This window comes from Pseudomonas sp. LAMO17WK12:I10 (assembly GCF_900215185.1).
Classification (GTDB): domain Bacteria; phylum Pseudomonadota; class Gammaproteobacteria; order Pseudomonadales; family Pseudomonadaceae; genus Aquipseudomonas; species Aquipseudomonas chlororaphis.
Genome location: NZ_OBDX01000031.1, coordinates 57452 through 84231, shown reverse-complemented (window position 1 = coordinate 84231; position 26780 = coordinate 57452). Strand labels below are relative to the sequence as shown.

The 26780-nt window shown below is 66.2% G+C and carries 25 protein-coding genes; 20 read left to right on the top strand and 5 right to left on the bottom strand.

The genetic code is table 11. The features are described 5' to 3' along the window. The 5 genes from CRO75_RS26720 to cobG all read right to left on the bottom strand — a co-directional run. Positions 1 to 200, bottom strand: a 200-nt coding sequence (locus CRO75_RS26720; RefSeq protein WP_143504073.1) for a helix-turn-helix domain-containing protein, incomplete at its 3' end; no start/stop codon positions are given. Between the two features lie 260 nt (positions 201 to 460). Continuing rightward, complete coding sequence (cobJ, locus tag CRO75_RS26715) at positions 461 to 2158, bottom strand: precorrin-3B C(17)-methyltransferase (protein ID WP_097139302.1); 1698 nt, start codon at positions 2156 to 2158, stop codon at positions 461 to 463. After that, a complete protein-coding gene (locus CRO75_RS26710) occupies positions 2158 to 2889 on the bottom strand; it encodes a precorrin-2 C(20)-methyltransferase (RefSeq protein ID WP_085533687.1) in 732 nt (243 codons plus the stop codon). The genes cobJ and CRO75_RS26710 overlap by 1 nt, the downstream gene beginning before the upstream one ends. Next, complete coding sequence (locus tag CRO75_RS26705) at positions 2889 to 3515, bottom strand: precorrin-8X methylmutase (RefSeq protein WP_007932940.1); 627 nt, start codon at positions 3513 to 3515, stop codon at positions 2889 to 2891. The genes CRO75_RS26710 and CRO75_RS26705 overlap by 1 nt, the downstream gene beginning before the upstream one ends. Next, the gene (gene cobG, locus CRO75_RS26700; protein ID WP_305889182.1) at positions 3508 to 4821 is read right to left on the bottom strand and encodes a precorrin-3B synthase; all 1314 of its coding nucleotides are present in this window, start codon (positions 4819 to 4821) and stop codon (positions 3508 to 3510) included. Before cobG ends, CRO75_RS26705 begins: the two co-directional genes overlap by 8 nt. Positions 4822 to 4959: 138 nt before the next feature. Here cobG and cbiE point away from each other — a divergent pair, with 138 nt between their 5' ends. The 20 genes from cbiE to CRO75_RS26595 all read left to right on the top strand — a co-directional run bounded on the left by cbiE (position 4960) and on the right by CRO75_RS26595 (position 26629). After that, complete coding sequence (gene cbiE / locus CRO75_RS26695) at positions 4960 to 6165, top strand: precorrin-6y C5,15-methyltransferase (decarboxylating) subunit CbiE (RefSeq protein WP_097139297.1); 1206 nt, start codon at positions 4960 to 4962, stop codon at positions 6163 to 6165. A 108-nt stretch (positions 6166 to 6273) separates the two neighbouring features. Next, positions 6274 to 7371 carry a cobalt-precorrin-5B (C(1))-methyltransferase gene (locus CRO75_RS26690; RefSeq protein WP_097139294.1) on the top strand — a complete coding sequence of 366 codons (1098 nt, stop codon included), beginning with the start codon at positions 6274 to 6276 and terminating at the stop codon, positions 7369 to 7371. Next, complete coding sequence (locus CRO75_RS26685; RefSeq protein WP_097139291.1) at positions 7368 to 8081, top strand: cobalt-precorrin-6A reductase; 714 nt, start codon at positions 7368 to 7370, stop codon at positions 8079 to 8081. Before CRO75_RS26690 ends, CRO75_RS26685 begins: the two co-directional genes overlap by 4 nt. A 205-nt stretch (positions 8082 to 8286) precedes the next feature. Beyond that, positions 8287 to 8622 carry a type II toxin-antitoxin system RelE/ParE family toxin gene (locus tag CRO75_RS26680; RefSeq protein WP_097139289.1) on the top strand — a complete coding sequence of 112 codons (336 nt, stop codon included), beginning with the start codon at positions 8287 to 8289 and terminating at the stop codon, positions 8620 to 8622. Positions 8623 to 8627: 5 nt separating this feature from the next. Beyond that, positions 8628 to 8951 (top strand): transcriptional regulator, encoded by a 324-nt coding sequence (locus tag CRO75_RS26675; protein ID WP_097139287.1) that lies wholly within the window; start codon positions 8628 to 8630, stop codon positions 8949 to 8951. 113 nt (positions 8952 to 9064) lie between these two features. After that, positions 9065 to 9463: a DUF2946 domain-containing protein gene (locus CRO75_RS26670; protein WP_097139285.1), complete on the top strand. Its 399-nt coding sequence runs from the start codon at positions 9065 to 9067 to the stop codon at positions 9461 to 9463. Between the two features lie 48 nt (positions 9464 to 9511). Then, a complete protein-coding gene (locus tag CRO75_RS26665; protein ID WP_053259471.1) occupies positions 9512 to 10006 on the top strand; it encodes a copper chaperone PCu(A)C in 495 nt (164 codons plus the stop codon). Positions 10007 to 10060: 54 nt separating this feature from the next. Further along, a complete protein-coding gene (locus CRO75_RS26660) occupies positions 10061 to 10459 on the top strand; it encodes a DUF2946 domain-containing protein (protein ID WP_081232256.1) in 399 nt (132 codons plus the stop codon). A 91-nt stretch (positions 10460 to 10550) separates the two neighbouring features. After that, on the top strand, positions 10551 to 12686 hold the full coding sequence (locus CRO75_RS26655) for a TonB-dependent copper receptor (RefSeq protein ID WP_097139283.1): 2136 nt from the start codon (positions 10551 to 10553) through the stop codon (positions 12684 to 12686). 146 nt (positions 12687 to 12832) lie between these two features. Continuing rightward, complete coding sequence (locus tag CRO75_RS26650; RefSeq protein ID WP_097139281.1) at positions 12833 to 14215, top strand: PepSY domain-containing protein; 1383 nt, start codon at positions 12833 to 12835, stop codon at positions 14213 to 14215. Positions 14216 to 14372: 157 nt separating this feature from the next. Next, positions 14373 to 16511, top strand: coding sequence for a TonB-dependent receptor (locus CRO75_RS26645; protein WP_097139279.1), 2139 nt, complete (start codon positions 14373 to 14375; stop codon positions 16509 to 16511). A 126-nt stretch (positions 16512 to 16637) separates the two neighbouring features. Further along, positions 16638 to 17426, top strand: a complete 789-nt coding sequence (locus CRO75_RS26640; RefSeq protein ID WP_092419139.1) for an ABC transporter ATP-binding protein — start codon at positions 16638 to 16640, stop codon at positions 17424 to 17426. Further along, the gene (locus tag CRO75_RS26635; protein WP_097139277.1) at positions 17423 to 18388 is read left to right on the top strand and encodes an ABC transporter substrate-binding protein; all 966 of its coding nucleotides are present in this window, start codon (positions 17423 to 17425) and stop codon (positions 18386 to 18388) included. The genes CRO75_RS26640 and CRO75_RS26635 overlap by 4 nt, the downstream gene beginning before the upstream one ends. After that, positions 18385 to 19395, top strand: a complete 1011-nt coding sequence (locus tag CRO75_RS26630) for an iron ABC transporter permease (RefSeq protein ID WP_097139276.1) — start codon at positions 18385 to 18387, stop codon at positions 19393 to 19395. The genes CRO75_RS26635 and CRO75_RS26630 overlap by 4 nt, the downstream gene beginning before the upstream one ends. A gap of 341 nt (positions 19396 to 19736) precedes the next feature. Then, a complete protein-coding gene (urtA, locus tag CRO75_RS26625; protein ID WP_009046748.1) occupies positions 19737 to 21002 on the top strand; it encodes an urea ABC transporter substrate-binding protein in 1266 nt (421 codons plus the stop codon). 173 nt (positions 21003 to 21175) lie between these two features. Continuing rightward, on the top strand, positions 21176 to 22678 hold the full coding sequence (gene urtB, locus CRO75_RS26620; RefSeq protein WP_092419135.1) for an urea ABC transporter permease subunit UrtB: 1503 nt from the start codon (positions 21176 to 21178) through the stop codon (positions 22676 to 22678). A 264-nt stretch (positions 22679 to 22942) separates the two neighbouring features. Next, positions 22943 to 24022, top strand: coding sequence for an urea ABC transporter permease subunit UrtC (urtC, locus tag CRO75_RS26610; RefSeq protein WP_062823804.1), 1080 nt, complete (start codon positions 22943 to 22945; stop codon positions 24020 to 24022). Further along, positions 24019 to 24879: an urea ABC transporter ATP-binding protein UrtD gene (gene urtD / locus CRO75_RS26605; protein WP_009041955.1), complete on the top strand. Its 861-nt coding sequence runs from the start codon at positions 24019 to 24021 to the stop codon at positions 24877 to 24879. Before urtC ends, urtD begins: the two co-directional genes overlap by 4 nt. Positions 24880 to 25048: 169 nt before the next feature. Further along, positions 25049 to 25747, top strand: a complete 699-nt coding sequence (gene urtE, locus CRO75_RS26600) for an urea ABC transporter ATP-binding subunit UrtE (protein ID WP_007932913.1) — start codon at positions 25049 to 25051, stop codon at positions 25745 to 25747. Positions 25748 to 25789: 42 nt separating this feature from the next. After that, positions 25790 to 26629, top strand: coding sequence for an urease accessory protein UreD (locus tag CRO75_RS26595; protein WP_097139271.1), 840 nt, complete (start codon positions 25790 to 25792; stop codon positions 26627 to 26629). Positions 26630 to 26780: the final 151 nt, after the last annotated feature.

The window sequence follows — 26780 nt, the reverse complement described above, 5'->3', positions numbered from 1 at the left end:
TGTGCCTGAGCATGCCGACTGCGACTGCGCTCATCCAAGCCCTGCACACCCTCTGCGTTGTAACGGGCTACCCATTTGTAGCCCGTTTTTCGACTGATGCTGTGTGCCGCACACAGTTCGCGGAAGTTAAAGCGTCTCGACAGATAGTCGGCAATGAACATCACTTTAAGGTCCATAGGGTTCAGCTCTCGCCACGGCATGGTCAGCTCCTCGGAATCGACCCTGCCAGTTAAAAACTGTTACCTATGTGCTTGAACTTTTCTGTTACCTATGTGGGTGAGTCATACCGGGCGAGACCTTTTGGTTACTTTTGGGGCGTTTGCCAAAAGTGACCCGCCGTAAGGGCGGAACCCTAAGTGGCCGTTACCGCAGAAACGGATATGTACACCGCCCAACACCCCCAGCGAGGCCACCACCTAAATCGCAGGCAAGCCTCGCCCCTACAGCGGTTCGAGGTTACCTAAGGTTTCTGCCCGTACCACCTCGGCGTATACACCCACTCCCCCCCTCCAGCCTTGGGAAACACACAGGTCGTGGATGACCCCACCAACACCATGGTGCGCATATCCACCTGCTCCGGTGTCAGCTCGCCCAGGGTGATAACCCGCAACGTCTGCCCCGGACGCCCGATATCCCGCCCCAGCACCACCGGCGTGTCCGCAGTGCGGTGCTGGCGCACGATCTCCAGCGCGCGCCCCAGCTGCCAAGGACGCGAACGCGAGATCGGGTTATAGAACGCCAGCGCCAGGTCGGCCTGGGACGCCAGGTCCAGGCGCTTCTCGATGATTGCCCAGGGCTTGAGGTTGTCCGACAGGGACAGCACGCAGAAGTCGTGGCCCAGGGGCGCGCCAGCCTGGGCCGCGGTGGCCAGGGAAGCGGAAACCCCGGGAAGGATTTCCAGCTCGACCTGATGCCAGCCCGGCTCGCTGGATTCGTGCAGCGCTTCCAGCACCGCCGCGGCCATGGCGAAGACCCCCGGATCGCCGGAGGACACCACCACCACCGAACGGCCTTGGGCCGCGAGCTCGAAGGCGTGACGGGCACGCTGCATTTCTTCGCGGTTGTCGGTGCAGTGCATGACCTGGTCGGCGCGGAATGGGCCGGCCATGCGCACATAGGTTTCGTAGCCGAGGATATCGTTGGCCCGCGCCAGTTCGGCTTTCACCGCCGGCACCATCAGTTCGGCGGCGCCAGGGCCCAGGCCGATCACCGCCAGGCGGCCACGGGGGCGGCCGATCTGCTGCGGGTCCAGCGGCTGGCTGGCCACGGCAATGGCGATGTCTTCACCCACGCTGAGCGGGGGCAACAGTTGTGGCACGGCCTGTTGCGCCAACTCGGCGACGCTGCCCGCCGCCGGGGCGAAACGCAGGGGCACGCCCAGGTCGGCGGCGGCCTGGCGCAAGGCCGGGCTGGCCATGTCGCAGTCGGCGGCCAGCAGGCAGGCGACGGATTGCACGGCGATCCTCTTCTGGTGCAAGGCCTCGCGCAGCGCATCGGCACCCGCGATCTTGCCGTTGCAGGCGATCAGCACGCTGCGCGGGTAGATCAGCAGTTCGTTGGCGGCGGGCTCGCGCTCGGCCGAGCCGACGCGGATGGTCAACCGGGCGTGCCGGTCTTCCGGCAACCGGGCCTCGGCCAGCCAGGGCGCGGCACCTTCGATGCGCACGCTTTCACCGCCCAGCAGGTCGGAGACGAAACGCTTGCCCAGTTCCAGATCGCCCAGGGCATAGCCGCTGGGCGGGTTGAGCAGGCAGGTGCCGAAGCGCAGCTCGCCGCTGGTGGTGATGGCCGCCGCCACACCCAGCCCGGCGGCGATTTCCCGGGCCATGACGTTCACTCCGCCCAGGCCACCGAGCAACGGCACCACGGCGCTGCCGTCTTCGGCCACGGCCAGCACCGGCGGCTCCGCGCCCTTCTCCAGCAGCAGCGGCGCCAGGGTGCGGATGACGATGCCCGCGGCGCACAGGGCGATGATCGGCGTGTCCTGTTGATACAGCTGGCGCAGGGTCGTGCCAAACTCCTGGTACGGGCGGTCGGCGCCCTCGACCCGTTCGGCCAGGCCGTGGATCAGCGCGTCCGGGTACAGCTGCTGAAGTTTGCGCGCAGTCGCCAGGCTGCCTTGGCCAAGGATGACGATGGCCAGTGCGGGACGGGCCATCAACCTTGCCACCTTTCACCGGGCACGATGATCAACGAGAAATACGGCGAGGACATCGGCTGCACTTCATCCAGCGGCACGATCTTCTGGTTGGCCATGGTCGCGCGCTCGACGTACAGCGCGCGCTCGGCCAGGCCCAGCTCTTCGAGCACCTGGCGCACCTTGGGGAAGTTGCGCCCCAGCTTCATCACCACCGCCGCGTCGGCATCGGCCAGGCGGCGCTTGAGTTCGTCATGGGGCAACACGCCGGAGAGCACCGACAGGCTCTGGTTGCGATACACCAGCGGCGCGCCCAGCACCGAGGCGCCACCGAGCATCGAGCACACCCCCGGCACCACTTCGGCCGGGTAACGCTCGGCCAGGCGGTCGTGCAGGTACATGTAGGAACCGTAGAAGAACGGGTCGCCTTCACAGATCACCGCCACATCACGGCCGGCGTCCAGGTGCCTGGCCAAGTCTTCGGCGGCGCTGTCGTAGAAGTCGCTGATCACTTGCTCGTAGGACAGCGGCGCCGGCAGCACTTCGGTGGTCACCGGGTAGACCAGCGGCACCAGGGTCTGCGCGCCTTGCAGGTGCGCTTCGATGATGCCGAAGGCATTGCCCTTTTTACCCTTGGCGACGAAGTACGCCACCACCGGCGATTCGCGCAGCAGGCGCAGGGCCTTGACGGTAATCAGTTCCGGATCACCGGGGCCGACGCCCAGGCCGATCAAACGTCCAGGTTGCTGCATCATTCGATCTCCGTGGCCAGGGCGTTGACGGCGGCGGCGGCCATGGCGCTGCCGCCCAGGCGACCTTGCATGATCACGAAAGGCACGCCGCGGCTGTCGGCGGCGAGCATCGCCTTGGACTCGGCCGCGCCGACGAAACCTACCGGGAAGCCGAGGATCAGCGCCGGTTTCGGCGCGCCGGCGTCGAGCATTTCCAGCAGGTAGAACAGCGCGGTCGGGGCATTGCCGATCACCACCACGCTGCCTTCCAGGTACGGCCGCCACAGTTCCAGGGCCACCGCCGAGCGGGTGTTGCCCAGCTCGCGGGCCAGCTCCGGCACGCTTTCGTCGCGCAGGGTGCAGATCACCTGATTGTTCGCTGGCAGACGGGCGCGGGTGATGCCTTCGGCCACCATGCGCGCATCGCAGAGAATCGGCGCGCCGGCCGCCAGGGCAGCGCGCCCGGCCTGGCCCGCGCCTTCGGAGAACTGCAGGCCGTCGATGGCATCGACCATGCCGCAGGCATGGATCACCCGCACCGCGAGCTTTTCCAGGTCCGCGGGGATGCGATCGAGCCTGGCCTCCTCGCGAATGATCGCGAAGGAGTTGCGATAGATCTCCTGACCGTCGCGGATGTAATCAATCATGGGTGTTGCTCCGTGGGCGGGCATCGAGCAATGCGCCGGCCGCTTCAAGGGAAAGGTTACGTGCGTGCAGCGTGCCGAAACCCGGCTGCGCGGCATCGCGAAAATAGAGGTCGTAACGACCGGGGGCGACAGCCAGCAAGGTAGCCGGTGCCACATGGGCGGCGGCGCAGGAACGCGAGCAGCCGGACAGGTGCACGTCCAGCTGATGGCCGTGGCGCTGGAGCAAGGCAGCCAGTTTCACCGCGTCGCCCTTAGTGTCGGCCAGGGCCTTGCCGCAACCGCTGGAACCGGTGCAGGCAATCAGGTGGGCCAGGGGCTGCTGCGGCGAGCAGAGAAACCCCAGCTGTTGCAGGCGGCGCGTGACTTCAGCCGCGTCTTCGGCCCGCAGGTTCGGTAGCAGCAGGCTCTGCCAGGGGGTGAACCTCAGGCTGCCATCGCCCCATTGCTCGGCCAGCTGCGCCGCGCCGCGCAGCATCGACGGGTCCAGCCGCCCCAGGGGCGTGACGGCACCAACATAGACCTGGCCCGGTTGCCGCTGTGGATAAGTGCCGATATGCAGCGGCTCGGAAGGGGGCTCGCGCTGCCAATCGCCCACCCTGATCACCGGCCCCGGCAAGCGCGCGGACACCTGCGCCAGCAGCTCCTCCGCCGAGTGCTCCGCCAACAGCTGGCGCATGCGGGTCTGTTCGGGGCGGGCCAGGTCGAGGAACAGCTCCAGCACCGTCACCACCAGGGCTAGCCCATCCTCCAGCGCCACGCTGGCCAGGGGTCGGTCCCCAGGGCAGCCGGCCAGGCCAAAGGCCAGCCAGGGCTCGCCCGCGCCTTCGAACGCCGAAAGCCACAGGTCATGGGGATGTTCCAGCATGGCCAGGGCTTCGCCGCCGTCGAGTTGCACGGCGAACTTGGGCGACAACTCATGAAAGCGCGGATGGCTTTGCACAGTGGCGAGAATCTGCCCGGCCAGGGGACGGGTGTCGACGATCATCGTGCGGTCGATCCCGGCCGTGGGGCTGAGCATCAGGTTGCGCACGTCATCGCCGGCCGCGGTGGTCGGCCCCAGGCCGGCGGCCAGCAGCTCGGCGATCAGCGCCTGATGCTCAGCGCCGATCCCGCGAATCTGCAGGTTGGCGCGGTTGGTCGCCTCGATCACCCCGCCGGCATAACGCTCGGCCGCAGCGGCCACCGCGCGGGCCTGGGCGGCGCTGATCGCCCCGCCGGCCAGCTTGATCCGGCAGATACCGCCGTCCAGTGCCGGGACGATACGCAGCAACCCCGGACAGGCCGAGGGGCGTAAGGCGGTGGACATCGGACGTTCGTTCAAGGGGGTGACCGGCTGTGTGGGAAAGGCGCTTCGCGGGCGAAGGCGCGGTATTATGCCTGCTTTGTCCGAAGGCATGAAAAGCCTGCCTGTCGGAAGAACAGGTTTTACCCTCGAGGAATAGCGATGTCGCCCTGGCTGACAGTAGTGGGAATCGGTGAAGACGGCTTCAAGGGCCTGGGCAAGAACGCCCGACGGGCCCTGATGGGAGCTTCACGGATCGTCGGCGGCCAGCGGCAACTGGACCTGTTGCCGGTGTGCATTCGCGGCGAGCGGCAACTGTGGCCGAGCCCTTTCTCACTGGAGCCGGTGCTGGCCAAGCGCGGCGAGCCGGTGTGCGTGCTGGCCAGCGGCGACCCGATGCTGTTCGGCGTTGGCGCCAGCCTGGCGCGGCAGGTGGCCCAGGAAGAAATGCAAGTCCTGCCCTCGCCTTCCTCTTATTCACTGGCGGCCGCGCGCCTGGGCTGGCCGCTGCAAGAGGTGGTGACGCTCTCGGTGGTCGCCCGCCCCGTGGCTGCCCTCAGCGCCCAGCTGTTCAGCGGCGTGCGCCTGCTGGTCCTGAGCAATGACGGCCTCAGCCCCTCGGCCATCGCCGCGCTGCTGCGCGAACGCGGCTTCGGCCCGAGCCGGCTCAGCGTGCTCGAGCACCTGGGCGGCGAGGCCGAGCGACGCACCGAAGGCACCGCCAACGACTGGAGCGACCCGGCCATCGCCGACCTCAACCTGGTGGCCATCGAATGCCTGGCCGAACCCGATACTCCGCGCCTGTCGCGCCTGGCCGGCTTGCCCGACTCGGCCTTCCAGCATGACGGCCAGCTGACCAAGCGCGACGTCCGCGCCATTACCCTGGCCCGCCTGGCCCCGGTGCCCGGCGAACTGTTGTGGGATGTCGGCGCCGGCAGCGGCTCGATCGGCATCGAGTGGATGCGCGCGCACCCCAGCTGCCGGGCCCTGGCCATCGAAGCCGACCCAGGCCGCCAGCAACTGATCGAACACAACCGCGACGCCCTCGGCGTGCCCGGCCTGCAACTGGTTCGCGGCAGCGCGCCCCAGGCGCTGGATGGCCTGGAAGCCCCGGACGCGATCTTCATCGGCGGCGGCGTGACCCGCCCCGGCGTGCTCGACGCCTGCTGGGCCCGGCTCAAGCCCGGTGGCCGGCTGGTGGCCAATGCCGTGACCCTGCAAAGCGAAACGACCCTGATGGCCTGGCGCGAACGGCATGGCGGCGAGCTGACCCGCATCCATGTTGCCCAGGCCCTGCCCCTGGGGGACTTCGACACCTGGCGCCAGGCCCTGCCCATTACCTTGCTCGACCTCGTCAAACCGCTATGAGCACCCTGCCCTCCCCTGTAGGAGCGAGCTTGCTCGCGATCCAGACCACACGGTCCGTCTGGCGAACGCTATCGCGAGCAAGCTCGCTCCTACACAAGGCCATAAAGCATGCGTGAAGAAACGGCGGAACAACCCGCCCCGCTGCGCAGCGGCCTGACCACCGGCAGCTGCGCCACCGCCACCAGCCTGGCGGCGGCGCGCCTGTTGCTCGGCGGCGCCAGCAGCGACGCCGTGGAGATCGTCCTGCCCAAGGGCAAGCAGGTGCAGATGCGCCTGGAATTCTGCCGCCTCACCGACACCGGCGCCGAAGCCGGCACGATCAAGGATGCCGGCGACGACCCCGACGTGACCCACGGCGCCCTGCTCTATTCCCAGGTGCGCCTGAGCCCGGACAGCGGCATTCGTTTCATCGCCGGCCAAGGCGTGGGCACCGTGACCCGGCCGGGGCTGGTGCTGGGTGTGGGCGAACCGGCGATCAATCCTGTGCCGCGCCGGATGATCAGCGAGCACCTGGCAACCCTGGCCCGGGAACAGGGTTACCAGGGCGGCTTCGAGATCACGGTCAACGTCGAGGATGGCGAAGCCCTGGCGCTGAAAACCATGAACCCGCGCCTGGGCATTCTCGGCGGCCTGTCGATCCTCGGCACCAGCGGCATCGTGCGGCCGTTTTCCTGCGCGGCCTATATCGCCTCGATCCACCAGGGCATCGACGTCGCCAAGACCAACGGCTACCTGCACATCGCCGCCTGTACCGGCAATGCCAGCGAAGACACCATGCGCCGCGTCTACGACCTGCCGGAAATCGCCCTGATCGAAATGGGCGACTTTGTCGGCGCCGTGCTCAAGCACCTGCGCAAAGTGCCGGTGGACAAACTCAGCCTGTGCGGCGGTTTCGGCAAGATCAGCAAGCTCGCGGCCGGGCACATGGACCTGCACAGCCGCCATTCCAGCATCGACCTGCCGCAACTGGCCGAATGGGCCGCGGCGGTCGGCGCCGACCCGGTGCTGCAAAGCGCCATCCGCGGCGCCAACACCAGCCAGCAAGCGCTGGCCATGGCCAGCGCCGCCGGCATCGCCCTGGGCGACGCGGTGTGCCAGCACGCCCTGGACTTCGCGCGCAGCGTGGTGCCGCCACAGGTCCAGGTCGAAGTCTTCGCCATCGATCGCCAGGGCGGCATCGTCGGCCATGCCGGAGCTTTTCGATGAAGCGCGTACTGCTGCTGGGCGGCGTGACCGAAGCCCTGGCCATCGCCCGGACCCTGGGGCCGGAGCACATCTATAGCCTGGCGGGCATCGGGCGCGTGCCCACTGACCTGGACTGCCAGGTGCGGGTCGGCGGCTACGGCGGCGCCGAGGGCCTGGCCCGGTTCATCCGCGAGCAAGGCATCGAGCTGCTGCTGGACGCCACTCATCCCTACGCCGCCAGGATCAGCCAGAATGCCGCCACGGCCGCGCAGCTGTGTGACATCCCCTGCTGGGCTCTGCGCCGACCGGCCTGGCAGGCTCAGGCCGGCGACGACTGGCGCGAAGTCCGCGACTGGGCCCAACTGGTCCAGGCACTCGAACCCTTCAAGCGCCCGCTGTTCACCCTGGGCCGCGAGCCCTTGCAGCATCTGCATGAGATCCCCGCCGGACAGTTCTGGACCCTGCGCGCCCTCGACCCGTACCCCGGCAATGACCGGTGCGAAGTGATAGGCGCACGCGGCCCCTTCCTGATCGACAGCGAACGCGAGCTGTTCGAACGCCGCCGTATCGACGTGCTGATCAGCAAGAACAGCGGCAGCAGCGCCACCGAACCCAAGCTGGAAGTGGCGCGCGAGCGTGGGGTGCCGGTGCTGATCCTGCAACGGCCGTCGTTGCCAGCCGTCGATCGGGAATTCCATGACCTGGACGAGTTGCTCCAGGCCCTGCGCTGACCGCCTGGCCGCGCAAAACCCGGCCGATACATCGAGTTACCAAGTCCCCCGCTGAACGGTAGGGCGCAGCCCTGGCCGCCGCGCCACGGGACCTTCGCGTATTGAAGACAGAGGAAACACTTGCGGCGTTGGCCACGGACAGGCTTTGCGGCACGATCAAAGGCCTATCCATATAGTAACTTATTTGTTACCTTTAAGGCCGACGATGATTACAGTCGAGGAATACCAGCAAGAGAACCAGCGCAGCCCCTTCGGTCGCTGGTTCGAAACGCTGGATACCCAGGCAGCCGTCAAGGTTTCCACCGCGCTGCTGCGCCTGGAAATGGGCAACACATCCAACATCAAGTGGTTCGACGGGCTTGGCGAATACCGCATCGATTGGGGCCCCGGCTACAGGATCTACCTGCTCCAGGAAGGCCGGCACCTGGTGATCCTGTTTGGCGGTGGCGACAAGTCCACCCAGCAAGCCGACATCAGGCAGGCGAAGAAACTGATCGCCGAATTCCATCACCGCAAGAAGGCCGAACTGAAAACGAGGTGACACCCATGGCACTGACTCGAAGCTTCAAGCACAGCATTGCCGAACGCGCCGAGCGCGACCCGGCGTTTTCCCAGGCGCTGCTGGACGAGGCTGCTACGCTGTTTCTCAACGGCGAACCGGAGATGTCGCGGATCATTCTGCGCGACCTGGTCAACGCCACCATCGGCTTCGAAGCCCTGGCCCGCGAGACCGCCAAGCCCAGCAAGAGCCTGCATCGCATGCTGTCCGCCAGCGGCAACCCGAGCATGGACAACCTGGCCGCGATCTTCGCCGCCATCCGCGCCAAGCTCGGCGTGGCCATCGAGGTCCGCGCGGTACCGGCTCACTGAGGAACGGCCAATCCAGGTGGCTCTGCGACACCACACCGCACGGCGCCTTTTTACTTATCCACAGCGATCAGGCTAAATACCCCCCTGTTCGCTCAACCTGACGGATCGTCACCATGTCCCGACAACGGCTCGCATTTGCCTGGATCGCCTGCTTCGCAGTGCTGTTCAACATGCTTGCCATGCCGCTTTCGGGAGCCATGCAGCAGAGCGATCGAGCACCTGCCGAGCAACTGTTGTGGGGCAGTTTCTGTTCCTCCAGCGGCACCAAGCTGGTGGCGATCTCCCTGGGCAAGCTGGAACAGCAAGCCCCGCAGAACGACGATCATTCCACCATGCAGCACTGCTGGTGCTGTTCCGGCTCGGCGCCCCTGGTCGCCCTGCCAGGCCATGCGCCGCAGTTGTATTTCGCCCGTTTCGAGTCCAACCGCAGCGTCGCGCCACCCGCGCTGGTCATGCCCACGCCACGCCAGCAATGGCCGAGCCTCAATCCCCGCGCTTCACCTCTGGTCTGATTCCACCTCGCAATTGATCTGCGTGTCGAATCGTTCTGGAGAACTGCCATGTTGAAATCCGTACAGGCCTTGCAAGCCTTGCTGCTGGCCGCCCTGCTGTTGCCCGCTGGTTTTGCCGCCGCCCATGAATACCAGGCTGGCGAGTTGCAGATTGCCCACCCCTGGTCGCAGGAGCTGCCGCCCAACGCACCGACGGTGGCGGCCTATTTCGTCATTCACAACACCGGCAAGAATGCCGACCGCCTGCTCGGCGTCGACTCGCCGATCTCGGGCAAGGCCGAGCTGCATGAACACGTGCAGCAGGGCGACCTGATGAAAATGCAGCAGGTGCCCAACGTGGCGATTGCCCCGGGCGCGACCGTCACCTTCGCCCCCATGGCCTATCACGTGATGCTGCTGGAGCTCAAAGACCGCAGCCTGCTCAGCGACGGCAAGCGCTTCCCGCTGACCCTGCACTTCGAGAAATCCGGCGACGTCACGGTCGAAGTGGCGGTGCAGAAGCAGGCGCCCGCGGGCAGCCAGGAACACATGCACGCCCAATAAGCCCCGGCCATCGTTACCGTGAACGCCTTGCGCTCGCCCGGCACCCGGCGATCCGTGCGCACGCCCGTGAAAGTACGGCGCGGCAGCTGGATCAGCCTGTTCGCCATGCTGATGATCTTTATCGGTCCGCTGATTTCCCAGTCGATGCCGATGGATCAGGCCATGCCGATGAACCTGTCCATGTCGATGGACATGGGCGAGCCCGGCTGCCACGGTGAAAACCCTCACGGCACGGAGCACGGCAAGGTCCAGGGCGAACACCATGCGCTCTGGGAAAAATGCGGTTACTGCAGCCTGCTGTTCAACTGCCCGGCACTGCCTGGCAGCCTGTCGTTCACGGCGCTCGACAATTCGCCGTCCAGCCACTTCCTCACCCCCTCGCCGCGCCTGGGCCATGCCCGGCAGACGGTGTTCCCCGGCGCCCGGACCCGCGCCCCGCCAGTCATTGCGTAAACCTCTCAACCGCACTTCACCCGGCCGACTGTAGAAAAGACAGCCGCAGGCTGCTGGCCGTGTTGTTTACGAAATGATTGATGGAACCTTTATGTCCAGGTTTTCTGCTGACACTCGCCTGTGCTCCGCCCAGGCCCCCGCTACCTTTGCCCTGAACCAACCTCGCGTACGTTTCAACCACGCCATCGCCCTGCTCTGCGGTGCCCTGCTCACGCCGCTGGCCCTGGCGGCCGAACAACCGGTGGATCACAGCCAGCACGGCGAAGAACTGAGCCCGACGGTGATCACCGCCATCGCCCCCAGCTCACCGCTGACCGTGGTCACCAACCCCAAGGATCCGCGCCAGCCAGTCCCGGCCAGCGATGGCGGCGACTACCTGAAGACCATTCCCGGCTTCGCCCTGGTGCGCAACGGCGGCACCAACGGCGACCCGGTGCTGCGCGGCATGTTCGGCTCGCGCCTGAACATCCTCACCAACGGCGGCATGATGCTCGGCGCCTGCCCCGGCCGCATGGACGCGCCGACCTCCTATATCTCGCCGGAAACCTACGACAAGCTGACGGTGATCAAAGGCCCGCAAACCGTGCTCTGGGGGCCGGGCGCTTCGGCCGGGACCATCCTCTTCGATCGCGAGCCGGAAAACTTCGGCGAGCTGGGTACCCGGGTCAACGCCAGCGTCCTGGCCGGTTCCAACGGCCGCTTCGACAAAGTGGTGGATGCCGCCGCCGGCGGACCGCTGGGTTACGTGCGGGTGATCGGCAACCAGGCCCATTCCGACGACTACAAGGACGGCAACAACGACACCGTGCCGTCGCGCTACGACAAGTGGAACGGTGACGTGGCCGTGGGCTGGACCCCGGACGCCGACACCCTGCTGGAGCTCACCGCCGGCAAGGGCGACGGCGAAGCGCGTTACGCCGGGCGCGGCATGGACGGTTCGCAGTTCAAGCGGGAAAGCCTGGGCCTGCGTTTCGAGCGCTCCAATATCGGCGAGGTGCTGGATAAGGTCGAGGCGCAGGTCTACTACAACTACGCCGACCACGTGATGGACAACTACAGCCTGCGCACGCCGTCCGGCACCGGGATGATGGCCGGCCCCATGGCCAGCAACGTCGACCGCCGCACCCTCGGCGCGCGGATCAAGGCCACCTGGCGCTGGGCCGATGTGCAGTTGATCAGCGGTATCGATGCGCAGACCAACGAGCACCGTCAGCGCAAAGGCATGGGGATCGACACCTATAAGGACCAACCACGCACCAAGGACGCCGACTTCCATAATTACGGCGCATTCGGCGAACTGACCTGGTACGCCGCCGACCGCGACCGGCTGATCAGCGGCGCCCGAGTGGACCGCGCCTCGGCCAAGGACTACCGCCAGAGCATCGGTTCCGGAATGATGACCCGGCCCAATCCGACCGCCGGCAATACCCGCGCCGACACCCTGCCCAGCGGTTTCATCCGCTACGAGCATGACCTGGCCGACAGCCCGACCACGGTCTATGCCGGCCTCGGCCACGCGCAACGCTTCCCGGATTACTGGGAGCTGTTCTCGCCGAAAATGGGCCCGTCCGGATCGGTCAACGCCTTCGATTCGATCAAGCCGGAAAAGACCACCCAGCTCGACTTCGGCCTGCAATACAAGACCGCGGAACTGGAAGCCTGGGCCTCGGGCTACATCGGCCAGGTACGCGACTACATCCTGTTCAACTACCGCCCCGGGATGATGGGCATGACCTCGCAAGCCGAGAACATCGACGCCCGCATCATGGGCGGCGAGCTCGGCGCGGCCTACAAGCTGACCGACAACTGGAAGGCCGATGCCACCCTCGCCTACGCCTGGGGCAAGAACAGCAGCGACGGCTCGCCGCTACCGCAGATGCCGCCGCTGGACGCGCGTTTCGGCCTGACCTACAGCGCGGACAACTGGAGCGCAGGTGCCCTGTGGCGGGTGGTGGCGGCGCAGAACCGCATCGATGAAAACAAGGGCAACGTGGTCGGCAAGGACTTCGGCAAGAGCGGCGGCTTCGGCGTGTTCTCGCTCAACGGCGCCTACCGGATCAACAAGAACCTGAAGGTCAGCACCGGCGTCGACAACCTGTTCGGCAAGGCCTACGCCGAGCACCTGAACCTGGCCGGCAACGCCGGGTTCGGCTACCCGGCCAATGACCCGCAAGCCATCAACGAACCGGGGCGCACGCTCTGGACCAAGGTGGATCTGAGCTTCTAAACACAACAACAAATGGAACCGCTGCCCAAGGGCTGCGATAAGGCCGAAGGCCTTCAGCGCTATTGAGTACGTTGCGGCCGTTCCGGCCGATCGCAGCCTATGGGCAGCGGCTACAGAGAATAATTGCCCATGCGGAGCGTTCCCTGATGAGCCAACCGAAAGTGTCTTTCTACAACCTGGCCTGGCGCTGGCATTTCTACGCCGGGCTGTTCGTGGCCCCTTTCATGGTGATGCTGTCCCTGACCGGGATCATCTACCTGTTCAAACCCCAGCTCGACCCGCTGATGTACGGCCACCTGCTGCAGGTGCCGGCGGGGCACCACATGCTCAGCGCCGATGAGCAGCTCCAGCGGGTCCGGGCCGCGTATCCCCAAGGCCATGTCAAACAGTACCTGCCGCCGCTCGAAGCCGGGCGCAGTGCGCAGTTCGTGGTGCAGAAGGAAGGTGGCGAACTCAATGTGTTCGTCGACCCTTACCACGGCACTATCCTTGGCGAGCAAGACGCCAAGAACAATCTGCAAGCCATCGCCCGGGCCATTCATGGCGAGCTGATGATCGGCCCACTCGGCGACCGGCTGGTGGAGCTGGCGGCGGGCTGGGGCATCGTCCTGGTGGTGTCCGGGCTGTACCTGTGGTGGCCGCGCGGCAAGTCTTCGGCCGGGGTGTTGTGGCCGCGGTTCAGCAGCCGCGGCCGTGTGCTGTGGCGCGACCTGCACGCCGTGGTCGGCTTCTGGGGCGCGGCGTTCCTGCTGGTGATGCTGCTCAGCGGCATGACCTGGACCGGCTTCTGGGGCAAGCAATACGCCGAGCTGTGGAATCGCTTCCCGGCGGCGATGTGGAACGACGTGCCCAAGTCCGACCAGCAGGCCGGCGAGCTCAACACCGCCAGCCGCCAGACCGTGCCCTGGGCCATGGAGAACACACCGCTGCCGATGTCCGGCGACCATGCCGAACACATGGCCCATGGCGCCGAGCACGAAGGTCCGGCGGCGCCCGCAGTCAGCCTGCAGCAGGTGCAGGACATCGCCACCCAGCGCCAGGTCGAAGCCGGTTACAGCATCACCTTGCCGACCAGCGCCAGCGGCGTGTTCACCATCGCCGTGTTCGCCGACGACCCGCGCAACGACGCCACCCTGCATGTCGACCAATACACCGGCAAGGTCCTGGCCGATGTGCGCTGGCAGCAGTACAGCAACGTCGCCCGCGCCACCGAAGTCGGGGTGATGCTGCACGAAGGCAAGATGTTCGGCCCGTTCAACCAGATCGTGGTGCTGCTGATCTGCCTGATGATTCTGCTGAGCGCTGTCAGCGGCCTGGTGATCTGGTGGAAGCGTCGTCCCCAGGGGCGCCTCGGTGTACCGCCGCTGCGCCATGACCTGCCGAAATGGAAAACCGCGATGGCGATCATGCTCGCGCTGGCCGTGGCCTTTCCCCTGGTCGGGGCCTCGCTGGTGGCCGTGTGGCTGCTGGATCGCGTGCTGTTGTCGCGCTGGAACCGCTCGACTGAATCGGCCTCATCTTCATCATGAATCAGGCGAGATGCGCGGTTTAGAGGGATCTGTAGACTGCTGTCGGTTCAATTTCCGACACACATAATGTTACTTTGTAACATTAAAGTGTAAGATCCCTACCCGCAGCCACCCATGCTGCGGGTAACCCTCTCGAAGAAGCGACTCAGCCGCCCCGATGAACCGCCCGACAACTAAGCTCCTGGCGTCCAGCCTCTGCCTGCTGGCCCTGAATCACTCCGCCCAGGCCGACGACGCCCCCCTGATACTGCCCACCGGCACCATCAGCGCGCCCGCCATCGATACGCAGGACATCAGCCTGCAAACCCCGACCACCGCCGGTTCGCGCCTGGGCCTGAGCGCCCTGCAAACCCCGGCCAGCACCGAGAGCCTGAGCGGCGAGCGCATTCGTCAGCGTGGCGACCGCAGCGTGCAGGACGCGGTGTCGCGCGGCACCGGGATCAGCCGTACCGGCACGCCCGGCGACGGCGGCACTTCGCTGTCGGCGCGCGGCTTTACCGGCCAGGGTTCGGTGATGCAGTTGTATGACGGCAATCGCCTGTACAGCGGCATGGGCACCGTGACTTTCCCGGTGGACACCTGGTCGGTGGAACGGGTGGATGTGCTGCGCGGCCCGGCCTCGGTGCTGTATGGCGAAGGCGCCACCGGCGCGGTGGTCAATGTGATCCCGAAGAAACCCTTCACCGGCGAGATCGAAAACCACCTGCGCCTCGGCTACGGTTCCTACGACAGCCAGCAGCAGGCCCTCGACAGCGGCGGCTCGCTGAGCGACACCCTGAGCTATCGCCTGAACCTCAACCGCCTGCGCAGCAATGGCTGGATCGATCGCGGCGACAGCGCCAACGACTTCATCAGTGCGGCGCTGCGCTGGCAGGCCACGGACGACCTGGCGTTCACCCTCGCCCACGACTACGGCGACCAGCAGCCGATGAATGATTTCGGCACCCCGCTGGTCAATGGCCGCTTCCATGAGGGCCTGCGGGACAAGAACTACAACATCGGCAACGACAAGCAGCACTACAACGATCAGTGGACGCGCCTGACCAGCGAGTGGCAGCTCTCCGACACCCTCAGCGCCAGCAACGAGCTGTATTACCTCAAGGCCCAACGGCGCTGGCAGAACGCCGAAAACTACAACTGGGACACCGCCAGCCAGCAGCTTCTGCGCAGCGGCAACTTCGCCATCAAGCACCAGCAGGAGCAGGTCGGCGATCGCCAGACCTTCACCTTCAAGCACGGCCTGTTCGGCCTCGACAGCCAGACCCTGGCCGGGGTCGATTACAACCGCATCCGCTTCCAGCTCAACAGCAACTCGCCGTTCAAGGATGTGCTGCCGGATGGCCAGCCGCTGGATCTGCAACACCCGGACAAGGGCCGCTTCGACAGCGCCTCGGCCTATCGCCCACAGTTCCAGAGCACCACCAAACAGATGTCGGCCTTCGCCGAAAACCGTACCCAGTTGAGCGAGCGCTGGTCGCTGGTGACCGGCGTGCGCCGCGACTACGTGCAGGTGGATCGCGACAACCTGGTGGACGGCAGCCAGAGCGACAAGACCCTGACCGGCAACAACTGGAAGGCCGGGCTGGTGTTCGCGCTGACGCCGGACACCTCGTTCTACGGCCAGTACGCCACCAGCACCGACGGCGTCGGCGGCCTGATTTCCCTGAGCCCGAGCCAGCAGCAATACGACCTGGCCCGCGCCCGGCAGAGCGAGATCGGCCTCAAGCAGATGTTCTGGGACCAGCGCGGCGAGTGGACACTGGCGGCCTATCACATCGTCAAGAAGAAGCTGCTGACCGACGACCCGGGCAACCCGACGCTCAAGCAGCAGGTCGGCCAGCAGTCGTCCCGCGGCCTGGAGGCCAGCCTCGACCTGCAACTGCCCCACGCCTGGCAACTGCAAGCCAATGCCGCCATCGTCAAGGCCCGGTACGACGACTTCCAAGAGCAGGTCGGCAACCAGTTCGTCTCGCGCAGCGGCAATCGCCCGGTGGACGTGCCCCGGCGCACCGCCAACCTGTGGCTGAACAAGGCGGTGACCGATAACCTGCGGGCCGGCGCCGGGGTGCGTTATGTCGATGCGCGCTACGCCGACCTGGCCAACCGCAACGAGCTGCCCAGCTACACCGTGGTCGACGCGGTGTTGTCGTGGAAAGCCCTGCGCGACACCACCTTCGGTTTGCAGCTGAACAATCTGTTCGACCGGCAGTACGCGCAAAGCCAATACAATGAGGGCCAGCAATGGATCCTCGGCGAACCACGGTCGTTTTTCGTGACCGCCGATTACGCCTTTTAACCAATACCTGTAGCCGCCGAAGGCTGCGATCGCGACCGAAGGGCGCGCAAGGCCTCAAGATCGCCGAAGGCCTTCGGCCTTATCGCAGCCTTCGGCAGCGGCTACAGGGCATCACACGGACACCGCATGACCTCGCTGAACCTCACCAACCTGGCCTGGACACCCCTGGGCCAGGGCCACTGTCATCACCAGTTCCAGCTGCGTGAGGCCAGCCTGCGCGTGGCGCCGGGGGAGTTCGTCGGGCTGATCGGGCCCAACGGCAGCGGCAAGACCAGCCTGCTGCGCTGCAGCTATCGCTTCAGCCGGCCGGACCAGGGCGAAGTCCGGCTCGATCACTACAACGTCTGGAAGCAGACGCCGCGCTGGTGCGCGCAACGCATCGCCGTGGTGTTGCAGGAGTTCCCCGAGGCCTTCGGCCTGACCGTCGCAGAAGTGGTCGCCATGGGCCGCACCCCGCACAAGGGCCTGTTCGACGGCGACAGCACCGCAGACCGCACCATCGCCCGCCAGGCGCTGGAGTCGGTGGGCCTGCTGGGTTTCGAGGCGCATGCCTTCGCCACCTTGTCCGGCGGGGAAAAGCAGCGGGTGATCCTGGCCCGCGCCCTGGCCCAGCAACCGCAACTGCTGATCCTCGACGAACCGACCAACCACCTCGACCCGCGCTACCAGCTGGAGCTGCTGCAACGGGTCAAGCGCCTGGGCATCGGCACCCTCGCCAGCATCCACGACCTGAACCTGGCCGCCGCCTTCTGCGATCGCCTGTACGTGATCGATCACGGACGCATCGTCGCCAGCGGCACGCCCGAGCAAGTGCTGACGGTCACGCTGCTGCGCGAGGTGTTCGGCGTCGACGCCCTGGTCGACCGACACCCGCTGTCCGGCTACCCACGAATCACCTGGATAACCCAACCATGACCCCGCGCGTCTCTCTCAACTGCCTGATCCCTGCCGGCCTGGCCCTGTCGCTGCTCGCCGGCCAGGCCTGCGCCGAAGCCACCCGTTACCCGCTGACCGTCCACAGTTGCAACCGCGAGGTGACCTTCAAGGAAGCACCCAAGCACGCCCTGAGCCACGACATCAACATGACCCAGATGATGCTCGCCCTGGGCCTCAAGTCGCGCATGGTCGGATACAGCGGCATCAGCGGCTGGAAGGCGGTAACGCCCGAGATGCAGGCCATCCTCGACGGCCTGCCGGAGCTGGCGGCCAAGTACCCGTCGGTGGAAACCCTGCTCGACGCCAATGTCGATTTCTTCTTCGCCGGCTGGGACTACGGCATGCGCGTCGGCGGCGACCTGACCCCACAGACCCTGATGCCGCTGGGCATCAATGTGCTGGAGCTGACCGAGTCCTGCGCCTTCGTGATGAAGCGCCCGGCCGCCAGCCTCGACGACACCTACAACGACCTGCGCAACCTGGGACGGATCTTCGATGTGCAGGACCGTGCCAACCAGTTGATCGCCGAGATGCAGCAACAGGTCGACGCGATCCAACAGGACCTGCCCACGGAAAAACCGCGGGTGTTCCTCTACGACAGCGGCGAAGACCGCGCCATGACCTCCGGCCGCCTGGGCATGCCCCAGGCGCTGATCGACGCCGCCGGCGGGCGCAACATCCTCGACGACGTCGAGGCCAGCTGGACCCGGGTCAACTGGGAAACCGTGGTCGAACGCAACCCGCAGGTGATCGTGATCGTCGACTACAGCGAAGTCACTGCCGAACAGAAACAGCAGTTCCTGCTCAACAACAAGGCCCTGCAATCGGTGGATGCGATCCGCAACCAGCGCTTCATCGTGATCCCCTACGTGCAGGCCACGCCGGGCATCGATAACGTCGAAGCGGTGCAAACCCTGGCCAAGGGTTTCCACGGCGCATGATCGATCGTCGTTATGCCTTGTTGCTGACTGCCCTCGGCGCGTTGCTGCTGGCGTCCTGCGTGCTGTCCCTGGGCTTCGGCTCGGCGCGGGTGCCGGTGGATGTGGTCTGGCGCATCCTGCTGCACAAGAGCCTCGGCCTGGGCGAGGCGGACTGGAGCGCCGGGCAGGAACATATCGTCTGGCTGATCCGCGTGCCGCGCATGTTGCTCGGGGCCCTGGTCGGCGCCGGGCTGGCCTTGATCGGCGCGGTGCTGCAAGCAGTGACACGCAATCCGCTGGCCGACCCGCACCTGCTCGGCGTGACCTCCGGCGCCACCCTGGGCGCGGTGATCGTGGTGCTGCATGTGGGTGAAATCGTCGGCCTGCTGACCCTGCCCATCGCCGCCTTTATCGGCGCGTTGGCGAGCATGCTGCTGGTGCTCGGCATCGCCGCGCGCCACGGCCGGCTCGACAGTGACCGCCTGCTGCTGTGCGGAGTGGCGGTGTCCTTCGTGATGATGGCGGTGGCCAACCTGCTGCTGTTCATGGGCGACCACCGCGCCAGCTCGGCGGTGATGTTCTGGATGCTCGGCGGGCTGGGCCTGGCGCGCTGGGAACTGCTCGCGGTGCCGGCGGCCAGCGTGCTGCTCGGGCTGGTCCTGCTGCTGGGCATGGCGCGGCCGTTGAACGCGCTGATGGCGGGCGAGCAGACCGCGGTGACCCTCGGCCTGAATGCCCGCAACGTGCGGCTGCGGGTGTTCCTGATCGCCTCGCTGATGACCGGGGTGCTGGTGTCCATCAGCGGCTCCATCGGTTTCGTCGGGCTGATGGTGCCGCATATCGCCCGGCGCCTTGTGGGTGCCGAGCATCGGCGGCTGTTGCCGGTGTGCGTGCTGCTGGGCAGCGTGTTCCTGGTCTGGGTCGACGTCGCCGCCCGCACCCTGATCGCCCCCGAAGACCTGCCCATAGGCGTGGCCACGGCAGCCATTGGCGGGTTGTTCTTTATCGGCCTGATGCGCCGCCGCTGAAAGGCGTCCTACAGAAGAACAATGTCCGACGCAGCCCTGTAGCCGCTGCCGCAGGCTGCGATAAGGCCGAAGGCCTTTGGCGATCTTGAAGCCGTGCGCGCCCTTCGGTCGCGATCGCAGCCTGCGGCAGCGGCTACAGGTCATCACGGGCACCAGCGCGGCGCATTCGTGCGCACCAAAGACGCCTGATGGCCCCGCATTGGTGCGCCAGCCCTCTCCCCTGCTCCGTAAAAGCGACGTTTTCATGCCCTGTGCCGACTAGGCACACCCCTTGCAAAACAGCCCTTCAGTAGTCCGCATCTGCCAACCAAGAAAACTCATAAGTTCATGGAGATCGCACAATGAAGCGTCGCAGCTTGATCAAGGCTTTCACACTCACGGCAAGCATTGCCGCGATGGGCATGACCTGGACCGTCCAGGCCGCCGAGACCATCAAGGTCGGCATCCTGCATTCGCTGTCGGGGACCATGGCGATCTCCGAAACCTCGCTCAAGGACATGGCGCTGATGACCATTGACGAGATCAACGCCAAGGGCGGCGTCAACGGTAAAAAGCTCGAGGCGGTGGTGGTCGACCCGGCGTCGAACTGGCCGCTGTTCGCCGAGAAAGGCCGCCAGCTGCTGACCCAGGACAAGGTCGCCGTGGTGTTCGGCTGCTGGACCTCGGTGTCGCGCAAGTCGGTGCTGCCGGTGTTCGAGGAACTCAACGGCCTGCTGTTCTACCCGGTGCAATACGAAGGCGAAGAGATGTCGCCGAACGTGTTCTACACCGGCGCGGCGCCTAACCAGCAGGCGATCCCAGCGGTGGAATACCTGATGAGCGAAGACGGCGGCAGCGCCAAGCGCTTCTTCCTGCTCGGCACCGACTATGTCTACCCGCGCACCACCAACAAGATCCTGCGCTCGTTCCTGCATTCCAAGGGCGTGGCCGACAAGGACATCGAAGAGGTCTACACCCCGTTCGGCCACAGCGACTACCAGACCATCGTCGCCAACATCAAGAAGTTCTCCGCCGGCGGCAAGACCGCGGTCATCTCCACGGTCAACGGCGACTCCAACGTACCGTTCTACAAAGAGCTGGCCAACCAGGGCCTGAAAGCCACCGACGTACCGGTGGTGGCCTTCTCCGTGGGCGAGGAAGAACTGCGCGGCATCGACACCAAGCCACTGGTGGGCAACCTCGCGGCCTGGAACTACTTCGAGTCCGTGGAGAACCCGGTGAACCAGAAGTTCGTCGCCGACTGGAAAGCCTACGCCAAGGCCAAGAAGCTGCCGGGCGCGGATAAAGCCGTGACCAACGACCCGATGGAAGCCACCTACGTCGGCATCCACATGTGGGCCCAGGCGGTGGAGAAAGCCAAGTCCACCGACGTCGACAAGGTCCGCGAAGCCCTGGCCGGCCAGACCTTCGCCGCGCCGTCGGGCTACACCCTGACCATGGACAAGACCAACCACCACCTGCACAAGCCGGTGATGATCGGCGAGATCCAGCCGGACGGTCAGTTCAACGTGGTCTGGCAGACCGAAGGCCCGATCCGCGCCCAGCCGTGGAGCCCGTTCATCCCGGGCAACGACAAGAAGCCGGACTACGCGGTGAAGAGCAACTAAGCAACGGATGGATGCCGGCCGCCGCTCCCGCGTCCGGCACAACCTCTGTAGCCGCTGCCGCAGGCTGCGACAGGTCCGCAGGACCTTGAGGCCCTCAAGAGCACGTCCTCTGCGAGGCCGATCGCAGCCTGCGGCAGCGGCGACAGACCCACGCTCCGCGCAAGGCCATTGATATGCCCACTGCCCTCTACCGTTTCATCCTCGCCTGCCTGCTGTTGCTGCCATTGGCCGCCAGGGCCGGCGACGCCGAAGACTTCGTCGCGGCCAACGCCACGCAACAGGCCAGACTGCTGGAAAGCTGGGCCGCGCAGCCCGACCCGGCGCGCCTCGAACTGCTCGGCGCCTTGCAGCAAGGCCAGCTGACCGTCGATGGGCAAGCCAAGACCTTGCGCCTGAACAATCGCCTGCGGGGTCTGATCGACACCGCCATGGCCAGCCATCAACTGCTCGCCGCCGACGCAAAGATCCGTCTGGCCGCCGCGCAGCAGTTGCAGAAAAGCGCCAAGCCGGCGCAGCTGAAATTCCTCGATGCCAGCCTGGCCGCCGAACAGGACCAGGCCGTGCACGACGCCCTGAGCCTGGCCCTGGCCAACCTGCAACTGGTGGACAGCGACCCGGCCGTGCGCCTGGCCGCGGTGCGCCTGCTGGGTGAAACCGGCGACCCGCTGGCCCGCACCCGCCTCGAAGGCCTGCTCGAACCCGGCGTGGAAGCCGATGCCGGGGTGCGCACCGCCGCCGAAACCAGCCTTGCCCAGGTCAAGCGCAAACTGCTGGTGGGCGAGGTGCTCGGCCAGGCTTTCAGCGGCATGTCCCTGGGCTCGATCCTGCTGCTGGCAGCCCTGGGCCTGGCGATCACCTTCGGCCTGCTCGGGGTGATCAACATGGCCCACGGCGAGATGCTGATGCTCGGCGCCTACTCCACCTACATGGTGCAGCTGCTGTTCCAGCGCTACGCCCCGCAGGCCATCGAGTTCTACCCGCTGATCGCCCTGCCGGTGGCGTTCTTCGTCACCGCCGGCATCGGCATGGCCCTGGAACGCACGGTGATCCGCCATCTCTACGGCCGGCCGCTGGAAACCCTGCTCGCCACCTGGGGCATCAGCCTGATGCTGATCCAGCTGGTGCGCCTGGTATTCGGCGCGCAGAACGTCGAGGTGTCGAACCCGGCCTGGCTGTCGGGCGGGATCCAGGTGCTGCCCAACCTGGTGCTGCCCTACAACCGCATCGTGATCATCGCCTTCGCACTGTTTGTGGTGGTGCTGACCTGGCTGCTGCTGAACAAGACCCGCCTGGGCCTGAACGTGCGCGCGGTCACCCAGAACCGCAACATGGCCGCCTGCTGCGGCGTACCGACAGGACGGGTGGACATGCTCGCCTTCGGCCTCGGTTCCGGCATCGCCGGCCTCGGTGGCGTGGCCCTGAGCCAGATCGGCAACGTCGGCCCGGACCTGGGCCAGAGCTACATCATCGACTCGTTCCTGGTGGTGGTGCTCGGCGGCGTCGGCCAACTGGCCGGTAGCGTGTTCGCCGCGTTCGGCCTGGGGATAGCCAACAAGATTCTGGAGCCACAGATCGGCGCCGTGCTCGGCAAGATCCTGATCCTCGCGCTGATCATTCTGTTTATCCAGAAACGTCCGCAAGGCCTCTTCGCATTGAAAGGACGGGTGATCGACTAAGCGGGGCATGCTCACGCCCATTGACGACCGCGCCGTTGCCTCGCTGGCGGCGGCACCGAGAAGGAAGATGAATATGTTTGCCAACAGCCCTATCGAAACAGGCCTCGCCGCCATCGAGGCAACGGCCCTGCGGGGTGCGACTGGCGACGCGCCATGCCGCGTTGCGGGTCTTGCCGAGGGTGCAACCATCACCTGCGCCCCGCGCCTTGCCTGGCACGCCGACAGCCTGCACCGCGGTGCGCCCCTGGACGCGAGCACGCCCCGATGAATCAGCCTCTATTGGTTACCGCTACACAAAAGGCCGGGCCCAAGGTCTCGGTCGCCGTCGGCGCACTGATCCTGGCGGTGCTGCTGGCCCTGCCGCTGCTCTCGCTGCTGGCGCCGGACAACCCGCTGCACGTCTCGGCCTACACCTTGACCCTGGTGGGCAAGATCCTCTGCTACGCCATCGTCGCCCTGGCCCTGGACCTGGTCTGGGGTTATGCCGGGCTGCTGTCCCTGGGCCATGGCCTGTTCTTCGCCCTCGGCGGCTACGCCATGGGCATGTACCTGATGCGCCAGGCTGCGGGGGACAGCCTGCCGGCGTTCATGACCTTCCTTTCGTGGACCGAGCTGCCGTGGTACTGGAGCGGCACCGGCAGCTTCCTCTGGGCCCTGTGCCTGGTGGTGCTGGCGCCGGGCTTGCTGGCGCTGGTGTTCGGTTTCTTCGCCTTCCGCTCGCGGATCAAGGGCGTGTATTTCTCGATCATGACCCAGGCCCTGACCTTCGCCGGCATGCTCCTGTTCTTTCGCAACGAGACCGGGTTTGGCGGCAACAACGGCTTCACCAACTTCCGCACCATCCTCGGCTTCGGCATCACCGAGCCTGGGACCCGCGCGGTGCTGTTCCTGGCCACCGTGCTGTTGCTGGTGGCCAGCCTGTATATCGGCTGGCGCCTGGCCCGGAGCAAGTTCGGCCGGGTGCTGACCGCGCTGCGGGACGCGGAAAACCGCCTGATGTTCTGCGGCTACGACCCACGCGGCTTCAAGCTGTTCGTCTGGGTGCTGAGCGCGGTGCTCTGCGGCCTGGCCGGTGCCTTGTACGTGCCGCAAGTGGGCATCATCAACCCCAGCGAAATGTCGCCGACCAACTCCATCGAGGCCGCCGTGTGGGTCGCCCTGGGCGGTCGCGGCACGCTGATCGGCCCACTGCTCGGCGCCGGCGTGGTCAACGGCATGAAGAGCTGGTTCACCGTGGCCTTCCCGGAATACTGGCTGTTCTTCCTTGGGGCGCTCTTCATCATCGTCACCCTGTATTTGCCCAAAGGCATCATCGGCTTGCTGAAGAAAAGGGGCGAATCATGAGAATCACAGCGACGGCCGAATTCATGCTCGAACCTATCCTTGAGCCCAACAAAGACGCCGGCAGCAGCCGCGACGCCATCGGCCTCGGCCAGGCTGCCGGCAAGGGCCTGAACACCCGCCACGGCACCATCCTGACCCTGGAAGACATCAGCGTCAGCTTCGATGGCTTCAAGGCGCTCAACGACCTGAACCTGTACATCGGCGTCGGCGAGCTGCGCTGTATCATCGGCCCCAACGGCGCGGGCAAGACCACCCTGATGGACGTGATCACCGGCAAGACCCGGCCCACCCACGGCAAGGCCTGGTTCGGCGAAACCCTGGACCTGACGCAGATGAGCGAGGTGCAGATCGCCCAGGCCGGCATCGGCCGCAAGTTCCAGAAACCCACGGTGTTCGAAGCCCTGAGCGTGTTCGAAAACCTGGAGCTGGCGCAGAACACCGACAAGTCGGTGTGGGCCAGCCTGCGGGCGAAACTCTCCGGCGAGCAGAAAGACCGCATCGACGAAGTGCTGGAAACCATTCGCCTGACCGCTTCGGTGGAACGCCAGGCCGGCCTGCTGTCCCACGGCCAGAAGCAGTTCCTGGAAATCGGCATGCTGCTGATGCAGGACCCGCAGTTGCTGCTGCTCGACGAGCCGGTGGCGGGCATGACCGATGCCGAGACCGAGTTCACCGCCGAGCTGTTCAAGCGCCTGGCGGGCAAGCATTCGCTGATGGTGGTGGAGCACGACATGGGCTTCGTCGGCTCGATCGCCGACCACGTCACCGTGCTGCACCAGGGCAGCGTGCTGGCCGAAGGGTCGCTGGAGCAGGTGCAGGAAAACGAACGGGTGATCGAGGTCTATCTCGGCCGCTGATCCCTCGAACGCCACATGATCCTGTAGCCGCTGCCGCAGGCTGCGATAGGCCGGGGTCGCGCCCGACCCGCAGGGCCTTCCGAGGCCCCCAAGAGCACGGCCTCTTCGAGGCCGATCGCAGCCTGCGGCAGCGGCTACAGCGATCGGCGCAAGCCACAAGGAACCAGACATGCTGCAAGTCGACAAGCTGCACCAGTACTACGGCGGTAGCCACATCCTGCGCGGCCTGAGCTTCGAGGCGAAGGTCGGCGAAGTCACCTGCCTGCTCGGACGCAACGGGGTGGGCAAGACCACCCTGCTCAAATGCCTGATGGGCCTGCTGCCGGCCAAGGAAGGCACGGTGAACTGGGAAGGCCAGGCCATCACCGCCTACAAGCCCCATCAACGGGTGCATGCCGGCATCGCCTACGTGCCCCAGGGCCGGGAGATCTTCGGCCGCCTGACCGTGGAAGAAAACCTGTTGATGGGACTTTCCCGTTTTGGCGCGAAGGAGGCCAAGGAAGTGCCGGCCTTCATCTACGAGCTGTTCCCGGTGCTGCTGCAAATGAAACAGCGGCGCGGCGGCGACCTGTCCGGCGGCCAGCAACAGCAGCTGGCCATCGGCCGGGCCCTGGCCAGCCGGCCACGGCTGTTGATCCTCGACGAACCCACCGAGGGCATCCAGCCGTCGGTGATCAAGGAAATCGGCGCGGTGATCAAGAAACTCGCGGCCCGCGGCGATATGGCGATCCTGTTGGTGGAACAGTTCTACGACTTCGCCGCCGAACTGGCCGACCAGTACCTGGTGATGTCCCGGGGCGAAATCGTCCAGCAGGGCCGCGGTGAAAATATGCAAGCCGAGGGTGTACGCGGCCTGGTTACCATCTAAGTTACGATCTAGCCTGTAACGTCCAGACACTAAGCACAAACCATGAACCTGCCAGCCCACACCGCCCTGTTCACCCCCAGCTGGCACGCCGAGCTGGAACTCGGCTACGCCCGCTTTGGCGACAGCACGCGCCCGGTGCAGCGCCGGCACAAGGGCCCGCTGCGGGTGCAGAAGCACCTGTACGCCGAGGGCCCCGAAGTCTGCCAGCACATCATCGTGCATCCGCCCGGCGGGATTGCCGGCGGCGACCGCCTGCAGATCCGCGCCAGCGTCGACCGCGATGCCTGGGCGCAGCTGACCAGTCCCGGCGCCGCCAAGTGGTATCGCGCCAACGGGCCCGCCTATCAGACCCTGGAATTGAACGTCGCCGCCGGCGCCACCCTGGAATGGCTGCCCCAGGAAACCATCGTGTTCAGCGCCGCCCAGGCCGAACTGAGCACCCGTATCGAGCTGCAAGGCGACGCCCGGCTGTTCTATTGGGATGTGGTGGCGCTCGGCCGCCCGGCCAGCGACGAACGTTTCGACCTCGGGCATTTCCAGTCGCACCTGGACATCCGCCGCGACGGCCAATTGCTCTGGCACGAACGCCAGCGCATCGGCGGCGGCGACGGTTTGCTCGACTCACCGATCGGCCTGGACGGCCAGCCGGTCTTCGCCACCCTGCTGGCCACCGGCGAGATCGACAGCCAGCTGCTGGAGCGTTGCCGTTCGCTGCCTCATGCCGTGCGCGGCGACCTGACGCAACTGCCCGGCCTGCTGGTGGCCCGCTGCCTGGCCAGCGAAGCGCTGCTGGCCCGCGCCTGGCTGATCGACCTGTGGCGCCTGTTGCGCCCGGCCCTGTTGGGGCGCGAGGCGCTGCCGCCGAGGATCTGGAACACATGACACAGCGACACGACTTTCCTGTAGCCGCTGCCGCAGGCTGCGATCGTCCGCGTAGCGGGCGCCAAACCAGACGCCGTGGTGTATCAGGCAGATCGCGTCAACCAGGGTGCGTCTCCTGCGGAGCCGATCGCAGCCTGCGGCAGCGGCTACG

What these genes read in the sequence shown, in the direction of transcription:
- cobJ (WP_097139302.1), bottom strand. Translation starts at nt 2,158, where the DNA reads ATGGCCCGTCCCGCACTGGCCATCGTCATCCTTGGCCAAGGCAGCCTG.
- CRO75_RS26710 (WP_085533687.1), bottom strand. Translation starts at nt 2,889, where the DNA reads ATGCAGCAACCTGGACGTTTGATCGGCCTGGGCGTCGGCCCCGGTGAT.
- CRO75_RS26705 (WP_007932940.1), bottom strand. Translation starts at nt 3,515, where the DNA reads ATGATTGATTACATCCGCGACGGTCAGGAGATCTATCGCAACTCCTTC.
- cobG (WP_305889182.1), bottom strand. Translation starts at nt 4,821, where the DNA reads ATGTCCACCGCCTTACGCCCCTCGGCCTGTCCGGGGTTGCTGCGTATC.
- cbiE (WP_097139297.1), top strand. Translation starts at nt 4,960, where the DNA reads ATGTCGCCCTGGCTGACAGTAGTGGGAATCGGTGAAGACGGCTTCAAG.
- CRO75_RS26690 (WP_097139294.1), top strand. Translation starts at nt 6,274, where the DNA reads ATGCGTGAAGAAACGGCGGAACAACCCGCCCCGCTGCGCAGCGGCCTG.
- CRO75_RS26685 (WP_097139291.1), top strand. Translation starts at nt 7,368, where the DNA reads ATGAAGCGCGTACTGCTGCTGGGCGGCGTGACCGAAGCCCTGGCCATC.
- CRO75_RS26680 (WP_097139289.1), top strand. Translation starts at nt 8,287, where the DNA reads ATGATTACAGTCGAGGAATACCAGCAAGAGAACCAGCGCAGCCCCTTC.
- CRO75_RS26675 (WP_097139287.1), top strand. Translation starts at nt 8,628, where the DNA reads ATGGCACTGACTCGAAGCTTCAAGCACAGCATTGCCGAACGCGCCGAG.
- CRO75_RS26670 (WP_097139285.1), top strand. Translation starts at nt 9,065, where the DNA reads ATGTCCCGACAACGGCTCGCATTTGCCTGGATCGCCTGCTTCGCAGTG.
- CRO75_RS26665 (WP_053259471.1), top strand. Translation starts at nt 9,512, where the DNA reads ATGTTGAAATCCGTACAGGCCTTGCAAGCCTTGCTGCTGGCCGCCCTG.
- CRO75_RS26655 (WP_097139283.1), top strand. Translation starts at nt 10,551, where the DNA reads ATGTCCAGGTTTTCTGCTGACACTCGCCTGTGCTCCGCCCAGGCCCCC.
- CRO75_RS26650 (WP_097139281.1), top strand. Translation starts at nt 12,833, where the DNA reads ATGAGCCAACCGAAAGTGTCTTTCTACAACCTGGCCTGGCGCTGGCAT.
- CRO75_RS26645 (WP_097139279.1), top strand. Translation starts at nt 14,373, where the DNA reads ATGAACCGCCCGACAACTAAGCTCCTGGCGTCCAGCCTCTGCCTGCTG.
- CRO75_RS26640 (WP_092419139.1), top strand. Translation starts at nt 16,638, where the DNA reads ATGACCTCGCTGAACCTCACCAACCTGGCCTGGACACCCCTGGGCCAG.
- CRO75_RS26635 (WP_097139277.1), top strand. Translation starts at nt 17,423, where the DNA reads ATGACCCCGCGCGTCTCTCTCAACTGCCTGATCCCTGCCGGCCTGGCC.
- CRO75_RS26630 (WP_097139276.1), top strand. Translation starts at nt 18,385, where the DNA reads ATGATCGATCGTCGTTATGCCTTGTTGCTGACTGCCCTCGGCGCGTTG.
- urtA (WP_009046748.1), top strand. Translation starts at nt 19,737, where the DNA reads ATGAAGCGTCGCAGCTTGATCAAGGCTTTCACACTCACGGCAAGCATT.
- urtB (WP_092419135.1), top strand. Translation starts at nt 21,176, where the DNA reads ATGCCCACTGCCCTCTACCGTTTCATCCTCGCCTGCCTGCTGTTGCTG.
- urtC (WP_062823804.1), top strand. Translation starts at nt 22,943, where the DNA reads ATGAATCAGCCTCTATTGGTTACCGCTACACAAAAGGCCGGGCCCAAG.
- urtD (WP_009041955.1), top strand. Translation starts at nt 24,019, where the DNA reads ATGAGAATCACAGCGACGGCCGAATTCATGCTCGAACCTATCCTTGAG.
- urtE (WP_007932913.1), top strand. Translation starts at nt 25,049, where the DNA reads ATGCTGCAAGTCGACAAGCTGCACCAGTACTACGGCGGTAGCCACATC.
- CRO75_RS26595 (WP_097139271.1), top strand. Translation starts at nt 25,790, where the DNA reads ATGAACCTGCCAGCCCACACCGCCCTGTTCACCCCCAGCTGGCACGCC.